The 20,213-nt window shown below is 47.1% G+C and carries 21 protein-coding genes and 1 tRNA gene; 14 read left to right on the top strand and 8 right to left on the bottom strand.

Features of this window, described 5'->3' with window-relative positions; translation table 11 throughout:
• The first annotated feature begins 31 nt into the window (after window positions 1-31).
• From BCOA_RS19450 to BCOA_RS19430, 5 genes are all read left to right on the top strand, one after another.
• A complete protein-coding gene (locus BCOA_RS19450; protein WP_014095823.1) occupies window positions 32-490 on the top strand; it encodes an NUDIX hydrolase in 459 nt (152 codons plus the stop codon).
• Window positions 491-526: 36 nt separating this feature from the next.
• Window positions 527-1,417, top strand: coding sequence for an RNase adapter RapZ (gene rapZ, locus BCOA_RS19445; protein ID WP_014095822.1), 891 nt, complete (start codon window positions 527-529; stop codon window positions 1,415-1,417).
• Window positions 1,414-2,394, top strand: a complete 981-nt coding sequence (locus tag BCOA_RS19440; protein WP_014095821.1) for a gluconeogenesis factor YvcK family protein — start codon at window positions 1,414-1,416, stop codon at window positions 2,392-2,394. The genes rapZ and BCOA_RS19440 overlap by 4 nt, the downstream gene beginning before the upstream one ends.
• An 80-nt stretch (window positions 2,395-2,474) precedes the next feature.
• Window positions 2,475-3,428: a DNA-binding protein WhiA gene (gene whiA / locus BCOA_RS19435; protein WP_014095820.1), complete on the top strand. Its 954-nt coding sequence runs from the start codon at window positions 2,475-2,477 to the stop codon at window positions 3,426-3,428.
• 199 nt (window positions 3,429-3,627) lie between these two features.
• Window positions 3,628-3,897, top strand: coding sequence for an HPr family phosphocarrier protein (locus tag BCOA_RS19430; protein WP_014095819.1), 270 nt, complete (start codon window positions 3,628-3,630; stop codon window positions 3,895-3,897).
• A gap of 81 nt (window positions 3,898-3,978) precedes the next feature.
• Here the strand turns inward: BCOA_RS19430 and clpP are convergent, their stop codons facing one another.
• Window positions 3,979-4,569, bottom strand: coding sequence for an ATP-dependent Clp endopeptidase proteolytic subunit ClpP (clpP, locus tag BCOA_RS19425; protein WP_013858693.1), 591 nt, complete (start codon window positions 4,567-4,569; stop codon window positions 3,979-3,981).
• A gap of 241 nt (window positions 4,570-4,810) precedes the next feature.
• Here clpP and BCOA_RS19420 point away from each other — a divergent pair.
• The 4 genes from BCOA_RS19420 to fumC all read left to right on the top strand — a co-directional run bounded on the left by BCOA_RS19420 (window position 4,811) and on the right by fumC (window position 8,284).
• Window positions 4,811-4,882, top strand: a tRNA-Arg gene (locus BCOA_RS19420).
• A gap of 344 nt (window positions 4,883-5,226) precedes the next feature.
• Window positions 5,227-6,153, top strand: a complete 927-nt coding sequence (locus tag BCOA_RS19415; RefSeq protein ID WP_041817870.1) for an Rpn family recombination-promoting nuclease/putative transposase — start codon at window positions 5,227-5,229, stop codon at window positions 6,151-6,153.
• On the top strand, window positions 6,150-6,425 hold the full coding sequence (locus tag BCOA_RS19410; protein WP_014095817.1) for a hypothetical protein: 276 nt from the start codon (window positions 6,150-6,152) through the stop codon (window positions 6,423-6,425). Before BCOA_RS19415 ends, BCOA_RS19410 begins: the two co-directional genes overlap by 4 nt.
• A gap of 470 nt (window positions 6,426-6,895) precedes the next feature.
• The gene (gene fumC, locus BCOA_RS19405; protein ID WP_014095816.1) at window positions 6,896-8,284 is read left to right on the top strand and encodes a class II fumarate hydratase; all 1,389 of its coding nucleotides are present in this window, start codon (window positions 6,896-6,898) and stop codon (window positions 8,282-8,284) included.
• 55 nt (window positions 8,285-8,339) lie between these two features.
• On the opposite strand, the gene BCOA_RS19400 is transcribed toward fumC, so the two are convergent.
• The 7 genes from BCOA_RS19400 to BCOA_RS19370 all read right to left on the bottom strand — a co-directional run bounded on the left by BCOA_RS19400 (window position 8,340) and on the right by BCOA_RS19370 (window position 16,127).
• Complete coding sequence (locus BCOA_RS19400) at window positions 8,340-8,546, bottom strand: alpha/beta-type small acid-soluble spore protein (protein WP_014095815.1); 207 nt, start codon at window positions 8,544-8,546, stop codon at window positions 8,340-8,342.
• 222 nt (window positions 8,547-8,768) lie between these two features.
• The gene (locus tag BCOA_RS19395) at window positions 8,769-9,863 is read right to left on the bottom strand and encodes an ABC transporter ATP-binding protein (RefSeq protein ID WP_014095814.1); all 1,095 of its coding nucleotides are present in this window, start codon (window positions 9,861-9,863) and stop codon (window positions 8,769-8,771) included.
• Window positions 9,864-10,172: 309 nt separating this feature from the next.
• A complete protein-coding gene (locus tag BCOA_RS19390) occupies window positions 10,173-11,060 on the bottom strand; it encodes a helix-turn-helix domain-containing protein (protein ID WP_014095813.1) in 888 nt (295 codons plus the stop codon).
• A 65-nt stretch (window positions 11,061-11,125) separates the two neighbouring features.
• Window positions 11,126-12,307, bottom strand: a complete 1,182-nt coding sequence (locus BCOA_RS19385) for a YheC/YheD family endospore coat-associated protein (RefSeq protein ID WP_014095812.1) — start codon at window positions 12,305-12,307, stop codon at window positions 11,126-11,128.
• Complete coding sequence (locus BCOA_RS19380; RefSeq protein ID WP_014095811.1) at window positions 12,304-13,665, bottom strand: YheC/YheD family endospore coat-associated protein; 1,362 nt, start codon at window positions 13,663-13,665, stop codon at window positions 12,304-12,306. Before BCOA_RS19380 ends, BCOA_RS19385 begins: the two co-directional genes overlap by 4 nt.
• A gap of 34 nt (window positions 13,666-13,699) precedes the next feature.
• Window positions 13,700-14,797 carry a YheC/YheD family endospore coat-associated protein gene (locus tag BCOA_RS19375; RefSeq protein WP_014095810.1) on the bottom strand — a complete coding sequence of 366 codons (1,098 nt, stop codon included), beginning with the start codon at window positions 14,795-14,797 and terminating at the stop codon, window positions 13,700-13,702.
• Window positions 14,787-16,127: a YheC/YheD family endospore coat-associated protein gene (locus BCOA_RS19370; protein ID WP_014095809.1), complete on the bottom strand. Its 1,341-nt coding sequence runs from the start codon at window positions 16,125-16,127 to the stop codon at window positions 14,787-14,789. Before BCOA_RS19370 ends, BCOA_RS19375 begins: the two co-directional genes overlap by 11 nt.
• Before the next feature lie 282 nt (window positions 16,128-16,409).
• Here BCOA_RS19370 and BCOA_RS19360 point away from each other — a divergent pair, with 282 nt between their 5' ends.
• From BCOA_RS19360 to BCOA_RS19340, 5 genes are all read left to right on the top strand, one after another.
• Entirely contained in the window at window positions 16,410-17,543 is a 1,134-nt protein-coding gene (locus BCOA_RS19360; RefSeq protein WP_041817866.1) for a DUF445 domain-containing protein, read from the top strand.
• A 193-nt stretch (window positions 17,544-17,736) separates the two neighbouring features.
• Window positions 17,737-18,084, top strand: a complete 348-nt coding sequence (locus tag BCOA_RS19355; RefSeq protein WP_014095807.1) for a YlbF family regulator — start codon at window positions 17,737-17,739, stop codon at window positions 18,082-18,084.
• 117 nt (window positions 18,085-18,201) lie between these two features.
• On the top strand, window positions 18,202-19,068 hold the full coding sequence (locus tag BCOA_RS19350; RefSeq protein ID WP_014095806.1) for a Cof-type HAD-IIB family hydrolase: 867 nt from the start codon (window positions 18,202-18,204) through the stop codon (window positions 19,066-19,068).
• A gap of 142 nt (window positions 19,069-19,210) precedes the next feature.
• Window positions 19,211-19,993: an enoyl-CoA hydratase gene (locus BCOA_RS19345; protein WP_014095805.1), complete on the top strand. Its 783-nt coding sequence runs from the start codon at window positions 19,211-19,213 to the stop codon at window positions 19,991-19,993.
• Window positions 19,994-19,997: 4 nt separating this feature from the next.
• A complete protein-coding gene (locus tag BCOA_RS19340) occupies window positions 19,998-20,183 on the top strand; it encodes a YhzD family protein (protein ID WP_014095804.1) in 186 nt (61 codons plus the stop codon).
• Window positions 20,184-20,213: the final 30 nt, after the last annotated feature.

Raw genomic sequence — 20,213 nt, 5'->3', positions numbered from 1 at the left:
ATCATTCCGGTTCAGATATGAGGTGACTCCTTTGCAAAGAATAACAAATTGTGTATTCATCAAAGACGGACAGGTTTTATTGCTGCAAAAGCCGCGGCGCAACTGGTGGGTTGCACCCGGTGGGAAAATGGAGCAAGGAGAAACGGTCCGTGAAGCTGTCATTCGTGAATACCGTGAAGAAACGGGCATCTATTTAAAACATCCTGATTTAAAAGGCGTTTTCACCATTGTCATCAAAGACGGGGATAAACCCGTGTCTGAATGGATGATGTTTACGTTTGTTGCCACAGACGGCGACGGCAAAAACTTCGAGCAATCTGCTGAAGGAATTTTGCAGTGGCATGCCATTGATGAAATGAAGAACTTGCCGATGGCGGCGGGGGATACCCATATCTTGGAATATATGGTTCACGGAAGCGGCATCATCTACGGCCAGTTTACGTACACGCCCGACTTTGAATTGCTTTCATACAGGCTCGATCCAAGCTGAAACGCCATGCTAAATTTTCCGTCAGGGGGAAAAAGAATGGGTTTAGAAGGAAATCAAATGCAGTTTGTCATCATTACCGGCATGAGTGGGGCCGGAAAAACAGTTGCGATCCAAAGCCTGGAGGATCTCGGGTTTTTCTGTGTCGATAATTTGCCGCCGACGCTTTTGCCAAAATTTCTGGAACTGATGAAAGATGCCAGTAATAAAATGAATAAAGTCGCGCTTGTAATGGATTTGCGCGGCCGTGAATTCTTTGATGACTTGTTCCGGGCGCTGGATGAACTTGACAAGTCTTCGTGGGTTACGCCCACCATTTTATTTTTAGATGCGGATGATTCTGTGCTCGTACGCAGGTATAAAGAAACGCGCCGTTCACACCCGCTTTCGCCGGATGGGACGCCGCTGGAAGGGATACAGCAGGAAAGAAAAATCCTTGAGGAGCTGAAAGGGCGCGCACAGCTTATTCTTAACACATCCAATTTAAAACCGCGCGAACTTCGCGAAAAAATAGTGATGGAGTTTTCGGCGAATAAGCAGTCGTTTTTCACGGTTAATGTCCTGTCGTTCGGCTTCAAAAATGGTATTCCGATTGACTGTGATCTTGTTTTTGATGTCCGGTTTTTGCCGAATCCATTCTATATTGAACATATGCGCCCGAAAACCGGACTGGACGAAGAGGTATACACTTACGTTTTAAAATGGAATGAAACGCAAAAATTTCTTGAAAAGCTGACCGATTTGCTTGCTTTTATGCTCCCGCATTACAAACGGGAAGGGAAAAGCCAGCTGGTGATCGGCATCGGGTGCACGGGCGGACAGCACCGTTCCGTAGCGCTTGCCGAGTATATCGGCCATTTTTTTGAAAAAGACTATCATACAACGATTTCTCACCGTGATATTAAAAGAAAAGAGGAGCGTAAGCCATGAGGCATCCGAAAATTGTACTGATCGGAGGCGGGACGGGGCTTCCCGTGCTTTTGCGGGGGCTGAAAAAATACCCGGTTGAGATCAGTGCCATTGTAACTGTTGCAGATGACGGCGGGAGTTCCGGAAGAATCCGCAATGAAATGGACATTCCTTCACCGGGGGACATCCGCAATGTGCTTGCGGCTTTATCCGATGTGGAGCCGCTGCTTGAAAAAATGTTCCAGCACCGCTTTGAAACCGGCGATGAACTTTCCGGGCATTCGCTTGGCAATCTGATTATTGCGGCGCTCACTTCGATAACTGGAGATTTTGTGCACGCCGTAAAGGAACTGAGCAAAGTCCTGAATGTACGGGGGCAGGTTTTACCATCCGCCAACCAAAGTGTCGTGTTGCACGCCGAAATGGAAGACGGATCGATCGTTTCCGGAGAATCCAAAATTCCGTGTGCCGGCAAAAAAATCAAAAGGGTGTTTTTGACCCCAGAAGTCATTCAGCCGCTTCCGGAAACATTAACGGCCATTCAGGAAGCTGACTTGATCGTGATCGGCCCAGGCAGCCTTTATACAAGTATTTTGCCGAATTTAATGGTGCCAGGTCTTGGAGAAGCAGTATGCCAGGCAAATGCGAAAAAAGTGTATGTATGCAATTTGATGACGCAGGCGGGCGAGACGAATCATTATACTGCCGCGGATCATGTGCAGGCGATTTTCAACCATATGGGTAGTGCCTGTATTGATACGATCCTCGTTAATGATGAAGATGTGCCGGAACCGATTATGCACCGGTATCGCAAGGAGTTGGCACAGCCTGTTGTATACGACGTGAAGCGTTTAATGGGGCTCGGCCTGGAGGTGGTTTCGGGAAATATTTTAACGTATAAAGGCGGGGTCATCCGCCACGATACGGAAAAAGTTGCCGAAATCCTTTATGATATTTTGAAAAAGCAGCAATGGCTTTCACGCTCCAGTGCCCGGTGAAAGGATAAAGGTGGAACATCCCCTTTTCATGTGCATTTTTTCGCATAGCTCTAAATTTTGCCAAGGGAGGGGCCTGGAGGATGTCATTTGCATCAGAGATCAAAAAAGAGCTGACCAATTTAGCAGTAAAAGATTGCTGCGTGAGATCCGAATTATCGGCACTGATCCGGATGAACGGATCTTTATCTTTTTCCAACAAGGTGCTGGTTGTCAATGTGCAGACGGAAAATGCCGCCATTGCTAGGCGAATTTACGTCCTTGTAAAAAGATTATATGACGTCCCGGTGGAATTATTAGTCAGGAAAAAAATGCGCCTGAAAAAAAACAATGTCTACATTGTCAGGCTAAAGGCCCGGGCAAAAGAAATATTGGAAGATTTGCATATTCTCGGTGAACATTTTACCTTTACCCGGAACATTTCCCCGGAACTGCTGAAGAAAAAGTGCTGCAAACGTTCCTATTTGCGTGGGGCTTTTCTGGCGGGCGGATCCGTTAACAATCCGGAAACTTCCTCTTATCATCTGGAAATTTCCTCCCAATACAAAGAGCACAACGATGCGCTATGCCGCCTGATGAACGGGTTTCATTTAAACAGCAAGACGCTTGAAAGAAAAAAGGGCTATATTACGTATTTAAAAGAAGCGGAAAAGATTACGGAGTTTCTCAATATTATCGGTGCCCATCATGCCCTGCTCCGGTTTGAAGATGTCCGGATTGTTCGGGATATGCGCAATTCCGTCAACCGGCTCGTCAATTGCGAAACGGCCAATTTGAATAAAACGATCGGAGCCGCCCTCCGTCAAGTGGAAAACATTCGCTATATTGAAGAAACGGTCGGCCTTGATGCACTGCCGGAGAAACTGCGCGAGATTGCAGTATTGCGCGTGAACCACCAGGATGTGACTTTGAAGGAACTCGGCGAAATGGTGTCCGGCGGGCATATTAGCAAATCCGGCATCAATCACCGGCTCCGCAAAATCGATGAAATTGCCGAGAAACTGCGGGCAAACGGGCCTGTCAATAAAAATTCATAATGGGTACCAACATCTATATATTATAAGCTTTAGTTTTTCGCGCAAATTACGAGCAGGATAAGACATGGCTTCTCATAACATGTAAAGAAGTAGTTATGTTAAAATTCAACTTATCTAAGATGAATAGGTTTAAAAAGTACAAAGATGGGGGGCGTATTGGCAGCGCCCCTATCCTGCTACTTGAAAGGAGAGGGTTATCGTGATCGAAAAACAATTGGAAGTGAAATTAAAATCCGGTTTGCAAGCGCGTCCTGCAGCCCAATTTGTCCAGGAAGCCACCCGCTTTTCATCGGAAATTTTTCTTGAAAAAGAAGGAAGAAAGGTGAATGCAAAAAGCATTATGGGGCTGATGACCCTTGCCGCAGGCCATGGAGAAACTGTTACGCTGAGCGTGGACGGGAGTGATGAAGAAGAAGCATTTGAACATTTGGCAAACTATATTGAAGGAAAAGAAAAACTTCCGTCCTAATGTAAGCGCATGCGCCGGAATCAGCCTGCAGGTTTCAAACACAGTACAAGGCCGCCCGCTTGCGGACGGCCTTGTTCAATTTTATTTCAATTCTTTTTTTGTCATAATATGGTCAATCAAACCATATTCTTTTGCTTTTTCCGCGCTCATGAAGTTATCGCGGTCTGTATCCCTTTCGATCACTTCAATCGGCTGGCCGGTATGGTCGGACAAAATTTTGTTTAATTTCGCGCGCGTATACAAAATATGTTTTGCCGCGATTTCAATTTCTGTTGCCTGGCCTTGGGCGCCGCCTAATGGTTGGTGAATCATCACTTCGCTGTTCGGCAGGGCATAACGTTTCCCTTTCGTGCCGGCGGTCAACAGCACGGAGCCCATTGATGCAGCCATCCCGACGCAAATCGTTTGCACGTCCGGTTTGATGATCTGCATGGTGTCATAAATGGCAAGGCCCGCAGTGACACTCCCGCCAGGACTGTTAATATAAAGATAAATATCTTTTTCAGGGTTTTCCGCTTCCAGGAACAAAAGCTGGGAAACAATCGAGTTGGAAACATTGTCGTCAATCGCGCTGCCAAGCATAATAATCCGGTCTTTTAACAGGCGGGAATAAATGTCGTATGCGCGTTCCCCGCGGTTTGTTTGTTCAATTACTGTGGGAATTAAATTCATATTGAGTATCCTCCTTCTTCTCTTCGGAATGGTCCATCATATGCTATATCATGGATGTTAAAGGAATTATTCTCCATCCTTATGTACTGATCATACAATATTGGTCAATGAAGGTCAAAAGAATTGCCTTCACCTGAACTACAATACCCATCATAACCAAATTCCGATAAAATAAAACCAAAAAGGGGCTTGCTTTTTTGTTCATTGTCCTTTATAATCTATTATTGTTGAATCACTTATTGCCCTCGTGGTGCAAAGGATAGCACGTGAGATTCCGGTTCTCAAAATGTGGGTTCGATTCCTGCCGAGGGCGTTTTCTAAAAACTGAACAATTAGCTTAAAATTTTTTAAACCCTTGATACGACTGCATTTGCAGTCGTTTTTCTTTTTCTCTGATACGGAAAAATAAGGCGAAAATTGAATGAATTTTGCACCACAAATCTCATTCATTGCGCCACCTGCGACATTTCCTTCATAGTGCCATATATTCAGGTTTTGAACAGTTTTTGTATAAATCATGGAGGGCTTTATTGGTTACGATAAATTGATAAGAAATATGCAAAAGGAGAATGCCGGACCAAATTTGCAAAATCCACTTGAAAAACGAACGTTTGTCCTTTATAATAAAACTGAAAAATGAGAAAAGGGGTGTTGCCATTGGAACTTGTAATGGAAAAACATGCCGGTTATCACGTGCATGATCGTTTTTTTAAGGAGCTGATCCAAAACTTTTTTCAGGAGTTTATGGAGGCGTTTTTCCCGGATGTGGCAGCGGATCTCGACTACCGCCGGGTGCGGTTTTTGTCGCAGGAACAGTTTACGGACTTTCCAGGCGGTGAGCAAAAACGGGTTGACATCTTTGCCGAAACGAAGGTAAAAGGCAAAGATACCGTGATTCTCATCCATGTAGAGCCGCAGTCGTATTACGAGAAGCCTTTTCCTGAACGCATGTTTCGTTATTACATGATGATCAATCTCCGGCACCGGAAACCGGTATTGCCGATTGCCGTTTTTAGTTACGAGGAGAAAACAGAAACCCCTGATACATACATCTTTGCGTTCCACAACATTGAAATTCTTCGTTTTCACTATTTATCCATTCATCTGATGAAACAAAATTGGAGAAATTATATCCGGAGCAACAACCCAGTTGCCGCAGCATTATTAAGCAAAATGGGGTATACAGAAAAAGAACGGGTGCAGGTCAAACTGGAGTTTCTGCGGATGCTGGCCCGGATGGAGCTTGACCCTGCAAAAATGAGGCTGCTATATGGTTTCTTTGATTATTATTTAAAATTGAACGAAAAAGAGGAGGCGGAAGTAATGGAAAACATTAAAATGCTGGATCCGGACGAAGCGGAGCAAGTATTGAAGCTGCCGAATTCCTATTTTGACCGCGGGTATAAGAAGGGGAAAGAGGAAGGCAGAGAAGAAGGAAGGGAAGAAGGGGAAGAAAGGTTAAGAAGATTTATTGTTAACTTGTTGAAAAATCAAGTGGATGTGAAGGTCATTGCCCAAGCATCCGGCTTGAGTGAAGATGAGATCATGAAAATCAAAAGGCAGATAGAAGGGGAAAAGCCTTGAACCCGAGTTATGACGAAGCAGAGCAAGTATTAAAGCTGCCGAATTCTTACTTTGATCGCGGGTATAAGAAAGGAATTGAAATAGGAGTAGAGAAGGGAAGAGAAGAAGGAAGGGAAGAAGAAAGAAAAGAATTGTTACAAACGATTCCAATTGCCATCAAAATGTTGCTGGCAGGTACGGAGCTTCAATTAATTGTAGAAAAAACCGGCCTGAGCCAGACAGAAGTGGAAAAAATAAAACAGCAACTGGAGACAAAGCAGGACAAGTATTGAAGCTGCCGAATTTTTATTTTGATTTCGCGAATATATGAAATAAAATAAATGCACACCATTGCGAACAGGCTGCTCAGGGCGGTAGCGACCCGCAATGCATTGAAAAAACGGCCGGCCTGAGTCAGCAGGGGTGCCGTTCAAGCGGTCGTTAGCGGGGAATGATGTCTGTTACAATCCGGCAAATCCGGAGAGTGGCAGGCATTTTTTCAGGACTGTGATACCGGCAAACGGTAAATGTACGGCATTGGCCGGCTCGTGAACGGATATGCCGCTTTTTTGGTGCAAGTTTCATTCCTGAAAATTGTTTTCAAAAAGGAATTGATCAGCGACTCGCGAGCGTTGAGGTGTTGCTTTGCGGGAATTTATAGTAAAATAAACTTGCAGCTACATACCGGCAAGTTTTTTAGGCTTGCCACCGTTTCCACCGTTTTGCAAAACTCAATTGTAAGCACATACAGGAGGGGAAGAAAGTGGAGTACCGAATTGAAAAAGACACACTCGGAGAAATGAAAGTGCCGCGGGACAAATATTGGGGGGCACAAACGCAGCGCAGCAAGGAAAACTTCCCGATCGGCGGGGAAAAAATGCCGATGGAAGTGATCCGCGCTTTTGCCCATTTGAAAAAGGCGGCTGCCGTCAGCAACAATCGCCTCGGCAAATTATCGGATGCCAAAATGAAGGCCATTGTCCAGGCTTGTGAAGAAGTGCTGGACGGGAAATTTGATGAACATTTTCCACTTGTTGTCTGGCAAACAGGCAGCGGCACCCAGTCAAACATGAATGTGAATGAGGTGGTGGCAAGAAGGGCAAACGAAATTCTTTCCGGAGAAAATAGTGCTGAACACGTCCATCCGAACGATGATGTGAATATGTCGCAAAGCTCGAACGATACGTTCCCGACTGCAATGCATATTGCCGCCTACCATGAACTACAGACAAGGCTGTTGCCGCCGCTGGAACAGCTGAAAGAAACGCTGCTTGAAAAAGAAAAAGCATACATGAAAATCATCAAAATCGGGCGCACGCATTTGCAGGATGCAACCCCGCTTACTCTCGGCCAGGAAATCAGCGGCTGGCGTGCCATGCTGGAAAAAAGCGAACGCATGATCAAAGAAAGTGCAAAACATATTTTGAACCTGGCGATCGGCGGCACGGCTGTTGGTACCGGCATTAATGCGGACCCGACTTTCGGTGATAAAGTTGCGGAAGAACTGGAAAAACAGACCGGCTACCCGTTTGTTTCTTCTGATAACAAATTCCATGCGCTCACAAGCCATGACGAAATCGTTCATGTCCACGGGGCATTAAAAGGCCTTGCTGCAGATTTAATGAAAATGGCCAATGATGTCAGATGGCTTGCAAGCGGGCCGAGAAGCGGAATCGGTGAGATTACGATCCCGGCCAATGAACCGGGCAGCTCGATTATGCCTGGCAAAGTCAACCCGACCCAGTGCGAAGCGTTGACGATGGTAGCGGTCCAAGTATTCGGGAATGATGCCGCAATCGGGTTTGCCGCGAGCCAGGGCAACTTTGAATTAAATGTATTTAAACCGGTAATTATATACAACTTCCTGCAGTCCGTCCATCTGCTCGGCGATGCGATGAAGTCATTTGGTGAAAGATGCGTGCGCGGCATCGAACCGAATGTAGAAACGATCCGGGAAAATGTCAATCGTTCCCTCATGCTGGTGACGGCCTTAAATCCGCATATCGGTTATGAAAAAGCGGCCCAAATCGCGAAACTTGCTTTCAAGGAAGGTACGACGCTGAAAGAAGCCGCCATTAAAACAGGTTATGTAACCGAAGAACAATATGAGGAGTGGATTGTGCCGGAAAAAATGGTCAATTTAAATCACTGAAAAAAAGGGAGGCGATTGCCCCCCTTTTTTTCAGCCATTTTATTGGTTTGTTTTATTACGAATGGAAAGTACCACCAAGTTGTTGTTCAGCCATTTGCACAAGGCGTTTTGTAATTTCTCCCCCGACAGATCCGTTCGCGCGGGATGTCGTATCTGCGCCGAGGTTTACGCCGAATTCTTGTGCAATTTCGTATTTCATTTGGTCGAGAGCCTGCTCAGCACCGGAAACTAACAATTGGTTTGAATTGCTGTTGTTTGCCATCTGTGTCATCTCCTCGTTGTAAGTTTTTGGTTGGGTCGGCTGGAATTGCACCAGCAAGCGGGGAATTCCCCGCCACCTTCTTGGTTGAACCCAGCGGAATTTGATCGATGTACTACGTATTATGGAGGAAAAAATTTTAATTATACTGGTTCCTGGATGGTAATCGCTGGTGATTTTTGCAGTGAAAAAATGCCGGCTGCAACCAGCAGCCGGCATTTCTATTCACCCAATCCTTAATTCTGTTTCAGCATCAAAGAAATGGGCTTTGTTCATATCAAGCCCGAGCGTAATTTCGTCACCCGGTTTGACAACCGTCCTGGAATCGATGCGGGAGATAAACTCTTGCCCGTTGATTCTGGAATAAAGCATTGTTTCAGCGCCATGAAGTTCGGAAACATCAATCGTGGCTTTGATGGTAGCGCCCGGCATTGTCTCAATGAAAACAGGTTCATCGTGGATGTCTTCGGGGCGGACGCCGAGGATGACATCTTTCCCGATATGGCTTTTCAAGTGTTTCATTTTTCCTTCCGGCACATCAATCTGAACCGATTCGTTTAAGTGGAATTTGCCGTTATCCAGTTTACCGCGGAAGAAGTTCATCGCTGGTGAGCCGATAAAACCGGCGACGAACAGGTTAGCAGGTGAGTCGTATACTTCACGCGGCGTTCCGACTTGCTGGATGACACCATCTTTCATGACGACAATCCTCGAAGCCATCGTCATTGCTTCCGTCTGGTCATGCGTCACATAAATGGTCGTCGTTTGCAAACGCTGGTGAAGCCGGGCAATTTCGGCCCGCATTTGCACCCGCAATTTTGCGTCCAGATTTGATAAAGGTTCGTCCATGAGGAAGACTTTTGCATCCCGTACAATCGCGCGGCCGAGGGCAACCCGTTGCCTTTGTCCGCCTGATAAAGCTTTTGGTTTCCGTTTTAAATATTCTTCAAGGCCAAGAATTTTTGCGGCTTCCTGTACCCGCTTGTCAATTTCCGCTTTCGGCACTTTGCGGAGTTTCAGCCCGAATGCCATATTGTCGTATACCGTCATATGCGGATAAAGCGCGTAGTTCTGGAATACCATCGCGATATCACGATCTTTCGGCGCGACATCGTTCACCCGTTTGCCATCCATGTATAAATCGCCTTTTGAAATTTCTTCAAGCCCGGCAATCATCCTGAGCGTCGTCGATTTCCCGCAGCCGGAAGGACCGACAAATACAATGAATTCCTTGTCATTAATATGTAGATTAAAATCGGATACAGCGGTTACATTATTGTCGTAAATCTTATAAATATGCTCAAGCGCAAGTTCTGTCATCGTAAAATCCTCCCCCGTTATAAGTTGTCTTTATTATAAAGAAAACCATTTCATAATGGGAACGTCAGGATGCACAAAAAATTCAGGGCGATTTTCGGCACTCTGCCCACACGATTTTCCCGGTTGACGCAGTGAAATGAGAGAGCCGGGATCCTGGCAATGTAAAAGCAGCTCGTTTTCCATTCTTCTGGTTGCCGCATTCATTACAACATGGGAGCTGATGCCGGCATGCCACTCTTGATACAACCATTTTTTGTAAAATAGGCCTATTCCATCTCAAGGCAGATCACGTAAGACTTATCGGAAGGGTTAGCCGCCAAAGGTTTCGAGACAGGCGAAATACGCAAAGATCGCATCTGTAAAATGTTTTAAATTCAAACCCGTTTTTTCTTCGAATTTTTCAATCCGGTACTGCAAGGAATTGCGGTGGATGAATAATTGTTTTGCCGTCAGGCTGGCATTCGCAAAATTTTCAAGATACCGTTTGATCGTTTGCCCCATTTCCCGGTCTTCTTCAAACAGCCCGTGCAGGGATTGAAAGAGCAGGCCCTTTTCACTTTCAGGCAAATTAGACAGCAAATAAAGGGGAAGCAGGGAATGAACCGTGAACAAAGCGGACGTTTTCCGGCGGCTTTTGGCAAATTCGAAAAGCCGGCGTTCGAATGAGAAGTGGTGCTTTAATGCTGCCATTTCCTGAAATTCGCCTAAATACAGCAAAACAGGGGTGTAGAAATCCCCTTCAAACGCACGGAGGGATGCCGTCAGATCGTCTTTGGTTGCAATTGTTTCACTTTTTTCTTCAATCACAATGCCTTCCAGCTGATTGGTCACAATCACCAAGACATCAGGCACAAACATGTTTTTGATAGCTTCCTGAACGCCGGATACATCCGACCCTGCTTTTGCCAGCGCAAATTGTGTAACGCGATATACGCCGTCATGGACAGGGGCATCGGCATCCGGCAAAAACAGGTAGTCATACCATTTGGATGCTTCGCTCGTCGTGCCGGCAGTATTTTCTTGAAATTTTGGGAATAATGTCTTTAACAGCAGCGTTTCTTCCGGTGTCAATTCGACCGGATCAATCCCGAAATACTTTTTTTCTTCTTCCATCCAAAACCACAACAAAGGTTTCGCCGCAATCGGTTCATTTGCAATGCAAGCATTTGGATACCTCGTTTTTAATCTTTCCAGCATGTTTGGACCCCTCAGTTTTTCATTGGATATAGTCTATTTTACTCAATTTTTTTAAAGGGAGGGAATCATTTTGCCAAAAATCCGGTAACGGCATAAAACAAATCGGCAAGTTTCTGGGTTTTTGCTGTTTCAATTTCAGGTTCATCAAAGGACATTGGTTTCGCATTCAGTTCAAACAAATAAAAGCTGTCTTCATTGCCGGGTGCGATGTCAGCGGTAAATTCCCCGAAAAAGCCGTATGATTCCGCTAAAGCATTGCCGCATGCTGAAATGAGCGGTGCAAGCTTTTTTTCAATCTCCGTTTTTTCCCGGGAAGATAGCACCAGCGTTTCCCCGCCCTTTGCCGTATGGGTTGTCATGCCGCCGGGGCGGGCAACCCGCACGCCGATGCCGGTAACCCGGTAACCTGTTCCGTCGTAATGGACGTGGACACGGTAGTCATATTTCCGACCATCAAGCAATAATGTTGGCACGGTTTCTTGGACAATGTACGTTTCTTTTTCCGCAAGCAGGCCAATCTCCTGCCACACATCCGAAAAGCTGGCGGGCAAGCGGGCGGATTGGGGCGTGTAAAATGTCCATGTCTCACAGGGTCCCTCTACAATGCGGCGGATGCCGTATCCTTGCGAACGGGCGGCGGGCTTGATATAGACATCCTTGTGCGTCAATAAAAAAGCGTGCAAGCTGTCTTCATCAGAAATAAGCGCCGTTTCCGGAAGAAAACCAGCAATCGCCGGGTCCTGCTTCAATTTTTCGTACACATCATATTTATTTAAAAAATGCGGGTTGAAAAAAGGAATCCTTTTTTGCCGGAGAAGCGTGGTGAAGCGGTGGAAATCTTCGCCCGATTCTTCCTCCCGCTTCCGGATCCGGTTATAAACCACGTCCGGAAGCGGGAACATTGCCCTGTGCCATTTTTCTTGTTTTATATCCCAAAACACACCGGTAATATGTGCTGAAATATCGGCAAGGCTGAATAAAAAAGACAGACCGCCCTGTTTTTCCTGCAATGCTTGTTGAATGGCGATAAAAAAATCACGATCTCCGCTGATGGCTTTCTTTGATTTACTGATAAGTATCCCGATAAGGGGGCCGGCCGATGCTCCTTTTAACATCAGGCGGTGAGGCGTTTCCTCACCGGGTTTCGCGGAGAAAGGAATCAGTTCCGCTTCTTTTCCCCAAAAAAGCGGGGACGGGGTAGTGCGCTTAAACATTTTTTCCTTGCGGTCAAACCAGATGACGGTCATGGGAACATTTCCCCTGGTGACTGCACCTGCCGTTCCGTCAAATAAACGGCAAATGATAAGCTCATTTTGCGCGTCAATAAATCGCACGCCTTCATGAACGGATGGTTGAAAATGGAGCGCCCGGGCTTTGAATTGGCTTCAAACAGCCATACTTTTCCGTCCGTACTGATGCCGAGGTCAAACCCGATTTCTCCAATGATTCCTTCGACATGTTCATCGATGGCACGGGAAAGTTTGAGGGCGGCTGTTTCCAGTGCATGCCGGTACATCTCCTGTTGTTCCGGGTTTTCCGTAAGCTCGGGAAGTGTTTTAATTAATCCGCCGCTTCTCACATGCGTTGTCGGGCTTCCCGGGCCGGCCACTTTTGCCGCGATTGCTGTAACGACCCAGTTTCCATCCCCGTCTTTATTGGTATGGACCCGGAAATCAACCGGCCGCCCTCCGTCTGTTACGAGAAAAATGCCCTGCTGGACAAGCAGCCGGTTCCATTGCTTTTTGGAAAAAACACGGTTCATTAAGTTTTCAAGGCTGCTGAATTTTAACAATCGGTTGCCAGTGTCCCGGTACCGGCAATAATACGCACCGGAAGCATGGTGGTAAAGGATTTGATGGACGCCGAGGCCAAGGCTGCCATTCACCGGTTTGATATAGACCATCCCGTAGTCAGACAGCATCCGTTCAATTTGATGAAAAGAGGTGAGCGGGTTTGTTTCCGGCAAATATGGGCGCACATCCGGATCTTGAAACAGCCGCTCGTTAATTTCTAGTTTGTTGAAAAAACCGGGATTGTACCATGGAATGAAATATTCATTTTCCAATTTTTCTTTAATTTTCTGCGCATTTACAAGTTTTTCACTCTTCCGGTTCGGGAGCCGGTCGTAAATGGCATTGGGAAATGGAACTTCCTGTTTTTCCCAGCCCGCTCTCCCGTAAAAGTAGCCGGTGATCACACCCTGTTCCCAATCTATATGCTGTTCGCCGAATAAAAACGGCACAACACCGGCGTCCGGCTGGGCGGAAAGAAGTTTTGCAAACCACGCTGACCTTGCGCCGGCCGGCCGGTTTTCAAAAGGGGTGAAGCCGGCCGTAAAAATGCCGACAAGCGGGCCGAGCATTAGGATATCGCTGTTTTGGAAACAGTGAAGAACCGTTAAAAAGGCGGGCATTCTCAGTTCACCGGCAAGTGCGCTTGAGACGGAAAAAACATTGCGGCCATTTGGATGCGGTTCGATTTTTGCGGCAGCGATCTTAGAGCCGAAAGCCACTTTGTCGGTGTGTTCAAGTATCGGAAGGCTTTGCGGCGTGTACAGGATCGGGTCGGATGCCTCAAAAAACTCGATTTTATATTTTCTAGCCATTTGCAAAACACCTCGTTTCATTTTCAGCTTCGTGCTATACAGTTTCGATATTTGCCCGCGCGCAGCTTCCGGTTTCCTGTAAATGCCGGCAGTAGGCAAGCGGGGCTTCAGCCATTTGCCCGGTTTTTTCCGGATGGAGAAGGCTGACCATTTTCCTGCCCGGTTTCGAATTGATGTCGAGTATCCAGATCGATTGGTCTCCCGCAATGAGCAGATCGATCCCCAGCTCAAACAGCGGTTGAAAAGTTTCTTCCAAAACAGCCGGCAAGGTGCTGATGATGTCAGAGATTTCCTGGCTGATATAGACGTGATTAAAATGCGGCGTTTCGCGTTGCCAGTTCTCGTATGTTGAGAGGCTTGCCCCTGCGCTCAAATTGGTTAGAATGCCGTTTTCCATGCCGGTACGGATGCCCCGCGCCACTTCCTGCCACTCGCCGCGGCTGTCTTTTTGCAAAAAGATGCGGAGATCAAAAGGCCGGTTTTTCCGGTCCATATTGTCAATCCTTGCCTGAATGAGAAAATCATGCTTTCCAAGCAGCTGATTGAGCCAAGCTTGAAATTGATCCAAACGGTCGAAGTTCCGCGATATAAGACTGCCGTTTTTCGTCGTACTCACAAGCAGTCCGCCCGTTCTCTTTTCGAGGGAATATACCGCATAACCATGCGCACCGTTTGCCGGTTTTAAAATAATGGAAAGGTATTTGTTCAGCTCCCGCAAAACCGTTCCCGTGCTGTCCGCCTTTACTGTCTCCGGCAAATACGGAGAGATCTCCGGAATTTCCTTTAGGCGGTCATAAAGCATGGCTTTATTCGGCAGCCCGTATCCGAGAAAGGTAAGGTCTTTCCGTTCTTTCAGCCATGCGACAATTTTTTTGGCATCTTTTGATGGCTGGTCTTCACCGTAAAAGCAGCGGTCATAAAGGAATTCCGGAATTTGGAAAACTTCTTCTTTCCATATGCCGCTTGCAGTGTCAAAATGGAGTCCTTTTGCTTTCTGCGTGCCGGGCAGTAAATCAAGGGGGGAGAATGAATAAAGATCGGTCCCGTATTTTTTTGATTCATGTGCCATTTGGTCAAAATATTCCTGCCGGGAAGCAGGATCCAGCGTTAGAATGCCTAATTTATCCGGCATGTTCCATTCCCCTTTCAGTCCATAGAAATAAACCGTAACGGTAAAGTGCTTTTACGGATGGGCGGATGCCGCCGCGGGATACACCAAACGCGGCCTTAGACGGCTTAACGTTTGCTTCAATTACCCACGGTTTTCCTTCCCGGTCCACGCCTAAATCGATCCCGAATTCCGCAAAATGCCCGTTTCCGGCAGAACAGAGCGTGATGGCGGCGGCTTCCGCCAGCTCGTGCATGAGTTCCAGCACAAGCCGGCCTTTTTCCTTTCCAAAATGATGGAAGATCAGCGGCGCCGGTTTTGCCGGAAGCCCTCCTTGTGAGAGGTTTGATACAATCGCATCATCTGCCGCTGTTCTTGCGAGGGATGACGCGATCTGCCAATCGTTTTTTGCGCCGGTTCTCCAGACAAGAAACCGGAAATCGGTTTGCCTTCCATCTGCCGAAAGCAATGGAATGCCTTGTTGAAGAATATACGGAAGGGTTCCGGTGAGTTGGTCCATTTTTTTAACGATGTCTTCCACATTTTCTGCAACTTCCGGCAAACTGTTTTCCTTGTGCGTATGGCCAAGGAGGAAACGGCCTTCCATTTTTTCAATCCGGATGATGCCGCGCCCCTGGCTTCCGTTTTCGGGCTTGACATACAGGACGCTTGATGCCTCAAGTTTTTCCGCAAGGCACGCTGGCCCGTACCGGCAAGTTTCCGGTAAATACGGCCGCAAAAATCGGTTTGCATAAAGGCATTCGTAAACTTCCATTTTTGTTAAATACTTGGCGTTAAAAAAATCGATTCCCTTTTCTTTGTACGCCGCTGTTTTTTTCTCAAACTGACGGCTTTTTTCAGCCAGCCTGGAGTGAATGCGGTTATAGACGATGTCCGGTTCCGGCACTTCCCTTGTTTTCCAACGGTCGTCGGAAAACGTGCAGCCGGTACCGGCACGGGAATCCAAGCCTTCTACAAAAAGGTAGCCGCCTTCTTTTTCGAGCAGGTGGTGCAGTTCTTCGCAAAATGGCCGAATGTTTTCGGAAGGGGCACTGCCAGTGAGTTCTGTCAGGACGGCAATTACCGGGCCAAGTTCAAGCACTCCCTGCCGGCAGAAGGCTCTCATCCGTGCGGGCGGAACAGGGAGCTTCAGATGTTTGTAACCATCCGCAGAGAGCATCATCACCGTTTTGCCGGATGCATTGGTTTCCACTTTTGCCGTGGCTGTTTTTCCGCCGAACCGGATGGTGAGCCCGCCATTTAAAATGTGCAAAAAGGAAAGGAGCGCCCGTGGAATTTCCGCCGCCGCGCCTTTCATTTCATCGTCATGCCGGAATGCAATGGTTGATGCCAATCCGTTCCCTCCCTTCCTCCTGAAAACACGGGCACGAACACGGTCCATTTTTGACTTTATTGGGCTTTTGCTGATATCTTATGATTAGTACAGAAAATCGGTTCAAAAAAAATAGCTGATTTTAGAAATACCCGGCCGCAAAAAAGGGTATTTTTTCATTAAGTTTGCGGTTTTCCGCAGCATAGAACCAAAATCAACGGTTGTGTCCGCATAGCGGGCTGGAAACTTCCCGTGCTTCTTTGGAAAAAATTTTACAACGAAAAAAATGAGGGATGATTGTGTATGCATGCATTTTTGGAAATTTTGTTTATGACTGTCGTGGGGGCAGTGATCGGCGGATTCACAAATTATCTGGCCATTAAAATGCTGTTTCGGCCGTATGAGGCGATTTATATTAAAAATTGGCGGCTTCCGTTCACGCCCGGGTTGATTCCGAAAAGGCGCGAAGAAATTGCGAAACAGCTCGGCGAAATGGTGGTGCGTCATCTGGTCACCCCGGAAAGCATCGAAAAAAAGCTGTTGTCGCCCGGGTTTCGGAAAGAGACGGCCCGATGGATGACGGATACTTTTTTGAAATGGCTGAAGATGAGTTGGACAGCCCCGCAAATGGCTCGTTTTTTTAAAGTGGATTTGTCGGCGGAGCGTGTGCAAACCGGGATCAAAGCATTCATCCGCACCCGTTACGGGCAGGCAAAACAACATATCGCACCTCAAACGCTTGAAGCACTGCTGCCCGAAGCCGTGATCAAAAAAGCCGAAGAAAAAATCCCTGTTTTGGCGGATTTGATCATTGCAAGGATTAGTGAATACATTTCGAGCCCTGCAGGCCGCACGAAAATTGAAGGGATGATTAGCCATTTTCTCGATGACCGCGGCATGATCGGCGCGATGGTGAAACGTTTTATCGGAAATACTTCGATTGCCGATAAAATTCAGCCTGAGATCATCCGGGCGCTCCAGGAACCTGGAATGAAAGCAACCATGGCGGAAATGCTGGAAAGGGAATGGAACGGCCTGAAAGCAAAACAGGCCGGGGAACTTTTGCCGGATTTGCCGGATGAAGAAATAAGCGGATGGCTGGAGAAAAATGTATTGTCTCTCCTCCCTGTCGAACGTTTTTTGGACACACCCGTCCAGGCATTTGTTGCCCGGTACCGGAATAAAATTGAAGAAGAATGGATCCCTGTATTGGCGGAAAAAGCGCTGCACCTTATTAGCGAAAACGTGCATTTGATCATCCGGAAGCTGCAGGTAGCGGATCTTGTGCGCCAGGAAGTGGAATCTTTTCCGATTGAGCGCCTGGAAAGTCTGATTCTTGGCATTACCGCCCGCGAATTTTCAATGATTACGTATCTTGGCGCGTTACTGGGCGGCCTGATTGGGATCGTTCAGGGGGTGATCGTGCTGCTTGTATAAAGGAAGCAAGCTCCGGCGCATTGTTGGCATAAGGCCGGCCTGATCCTGCTTTTCGTGCAGGAAAGAGAAAACAGGAAACCTATGTATTCCGGCATTTCTGTGACAGGTTTCAGGCGGCCCGGCCGCTGCTTGTGTAACGCGTCAAAACCGTGAAACCATCCGTGACGAATAAAATTTGATAAGGAGGAGTTATATGCCATCCCATTTAAATGAGTACGCGCGTATGCTTGAAAAAGGAATTCGGGAAAGCCATGAATTTGCTGCATTGAAGCAGGCGTACGAAAATGTTCGGTCAAACGGCCAGGCGAGAGCATTGTTTGACCGTTTCAGGCAGCTTCAACTCAATTTGCAAGATAAACAAATGCAGGGGCTTCTGGTTACAGAAGAAGATGAAAAACAGGCGCAGGCTGCCATGCAAGCGGTCCAGTCAAATCCCGCCATTATGCAGTTGATCGGTGCTGAACAGCGGCTAAGCGATCTGCTCAGCGAAATCAACCAGGTGCTGATGAGGCCTGTCGAAGATTTGTACGCCGGAAAATAGAAGAATGGAGCCGGAAAGTTCTATTTCCCCCTTTTTTCTCATACATCTGTAAAAGAAAGCAGGCTGTGTGAGAAATCAGCCCGGCAGCCGGGAGCATCATGAAGAGGGGGAGCATCCATGATCTATAAAATGCTGGCGTTAAATATTGAGGGAACATTGCTGCAGGATAACGGCCGGCTCGGCAAAACAACGAAAGAAGCAATCGAATATGCAGGTGCAAAAGGCATTGCGGTGACGCTCATTACGTCAAAAAATTTCGCTTCGGCCCACCGGATTGCCAAATGGCTGAAGCTGCATTCTTCCTTAATCACGCACCAGGGCGCTTATATTGCCAGTGAACTGGATAAACCGATTTTTGTCAGAAGGATCAGCGAAGAGGCCACCCGTGACCTTGTGCGCTTTTTGGAAGGGTTTCACGCCCAAATCCGCCTTGTTTCCGAGCGGTTTACATTGTCTAACAGAGTGAAGCATCCGAATAAGTTGATGGGAAAAGTCATTTATCAAACGTCCAATCCGTTTTCTTATGCAGAACAATATGTGGACGATTTATCGGCAAAACTGGAACAAACGCCGCTTTCCCCGCCCAAAATCGAAGTGATTTTTTCTGACGGAGAGGACATTCAGGCAGCTAAAAAAGCGATTGCCAATATGTTCCATGAAGTGGATTGTATTTTTTGCGGAAACGGGAAGCTGGATATTGTGCCGGCTGGTATTTCCAAGCTTCGCGGGCTTTTATATGTATGCGACCGGATGAACATCCGTCGTGAGGAAGTGGTCGTAATCGGTTCGGGCCTTGATGATCTCCCGCTTGTCGAGTGGGCTGGGCTCGGCGTTGCGATGGGAAATGCGCATCCCGCTGTCAAAAACGTGTCAGACTGGGTGACCCGTTCTAACAATGAAAACGGGGTGTCTTATATGGTAAAAGAGCATTTCCGGAAACAGCAGCCAATCGACTTTTTGAAAAAAATGAAACTGCTGAAATAAGGATGGAAGGGGCTGTTTGCTTTAGGCGGCAGCCTCTTTTTTTTGATGAATTTTTTAAAAAGCTGTCATTTTGTATTGGAAATTGCCGAATATTTCGCTATCCTAGTAATAGGAAGAATAAAACAAAGGGAGAGGGATCTCGGTGATTTCAACGTATGAGACGATCAAAGTGGAGGAAAAAGACGGGGCGGCCTATTTGTATTTCAACCGCCCGGACGCAATGAACGCGCTGAACTTGGAGATGATTAAGGAACTGGCGGACGCGTTGAAAGCGATTGCGATGAAGGATGACATTCACATTCTCGTCTTGTCCGGAAACGGCAAAGCATTCTCCGCAGGCGGGGACATTAAAGCCATGCTGGCGATGGAAGAAGAGAAAGGGTTCACCTCTTTTATGAACCAAATAAATGAAGCCGTTTCCATTCTTGTGGGCATGCCGAAACTCACCATTGCGGCGATTAATGGAGCTGCTGCAGGATTGGGCTTAAGCCTTGCCCTAGCCTGTGATACCATTATCAGTGATTTGGACAGTAAAATCGCGATGAACTTCATCGGGATCGGCCTTGTGCCGGACGGTGGCGGCCACTATTTGCTGCAGCGCCGGATCGGCCAGGAAAAGGCGAAAAAAGTGATTTGGGAAGGAAAAGTCATGTCCGCTGAAGAGGCAGCCGAAACGGGCATTATCGATGAAGCCGTGCCCGATCTTGCGCTTGCCGTTGACCAAAAAATTACAGAATGGCAGAAAAAACCGGTCCTCGCGATGATCAAAACGAAAAAAATCTATACGGAACTGAACCGCCCTGATTTCAATAAATCATTGGAACTGGAAAAACATGCACAGTGGAAAATGCGCCAGACGAAAGACCACAAGGAAGGCATCCGCGCTTTTGTAGAGAAGCGGGCGCCGCAATTCAAAGGGGAGTGAAAACATGCGCGACTATAAACTGACTGCCTTTGAACCGACAGGAGAAAAGATTCTCGATGAAGGTTTTGAAGCACAGGATGATACGGAAGCGAAGAAAAAAGGGGAGGCGCTTTTAAAAGAAAAAGGCGTCGATGAGAAAACGCACCGTTGCGTATCCCCTGAAGGAAAACTGATTTTGTTCCACCGCTAAAAAGAACCCGGGCCAACCTAGCCCGGGTTC

The organism is Heyndrickxia coagulans 36D1 (genome assembly GCF_000169195.2).
Classification (GTDB): Bacteria; Bacillota; Bacilli; order Bacillales; family Bacillaceae_C; genus Weizmannia; species Weizmannia faecalis.
The sequence above is the reverse complement of the archived record's forward strand: the minus strand, read 5'-3'. Positions and strand labels throughout refer to the sequence as shown.

What these genes read in the sequence shown, in the direction of transcription:
- BCOA_RS19390 (WP_014095813.1), bottom strand. Translation starts at nt 11,060, where the DNA reads ATGCTGGAAAGATTAAAAACGAGGTATCCAAATGCTTGCATTGCAAAT.
- BCOA_RS19380 (WP_014095811.1), bottom strand. Translation starts at nt 13,665, where the DNA reads ATGGCTAGAAAATATAAAATCGAGTTTTTTGAGGCATCCGACCCGATC.
- rapZ (WP_014095822.1), top strand. Translation starts at nt 527, where the DNA reads ATGGGTTTAGAAGGAAATCAAATGCAGTTTGTCATCATTACCGGCATG.
- BCOA_RS19385 (WP_014095812.1), bottom strand. Translation starts at nt 12,307, where the DNA reads ATGACCGTCATCTGGTTTGACCGCAAGGAAAAAATGTTTAAGCGCACT.
- BCOA_RS19355 (WP_014095807.1), top strand. Translation starts at nt 17,737, where the DNA reads ATGCCATCCCATTTAAATGAGTACGCGCGTATGCTTGAAAAAGGAATT.
- BCOA_RS19375 (WP_014095810.1), bottom strand. Translation starts at nt 14,797, where the DNA reads ATGCCGGATAAATTAGGCATTCTAACGCTGGATCCTGCTTCCCGGCAG.
- BCOA_RS19440 (WP_014095821.1), top strand. Translation starts at nt 1,414, where the DNA reads ATGAGGCATCCGAAAATTGTACTGATCGGAGGCGGGACGGGGCTTCCC.
- BCOA_RS19360 (WP_041817866.1), top strand. Translation starts at nt 16,410, where the DNA reads ATGCATGCATTTTTGGAAATTTTGTTTATGACTGTCGTGGGGGCAGTG.
- BCOA_RS19395 (WP_014095814.1), bottom strand. Translation starts at nt 9,863, where the DNA reads ATGACAGAACTTGCGCTTGAGCATATTTATAAGATTTACGACAATAAT.
- whiA (WP_014095820.1), top strand. Translation starts at nt 2,475, where the DNA reads ATGTCATTTGCATCAGAGATCAAAAAAGAGCTGACCAATTTAGCAGTA.
- clpP (WP_013858693.1), bottom strand. Translation starts at nt 4,569, where the DNA reads ATGAATTTAATTCCCACAGTAATTGAACAAACAAACCGCGGGGAACGC.
- BCOA_RS19400 (WP_014095815.1), bottom strand. Translation starts at nt 8,546, where the DNA reads ATGGCAAACAACAGCAATTCAAACCAATTGTTAGTTTCCGGTGCTGAG.
- BCOA_RS19350 (WP_014095806.1), top strand. Translation starts at nt 18,202, where the DNA reads ATGATCTATAAAATGCTGGCGTTAAATATTGAGGGAACATTGCTGCAG.
- BCOA_RS19340 (WP_014095804.1), top strand. Translation starts at nt 19,998, where the DNA reads ATGCGCGACTATAAACTGACTGCCTTTGAACCGACAGGAGAAAAGATT.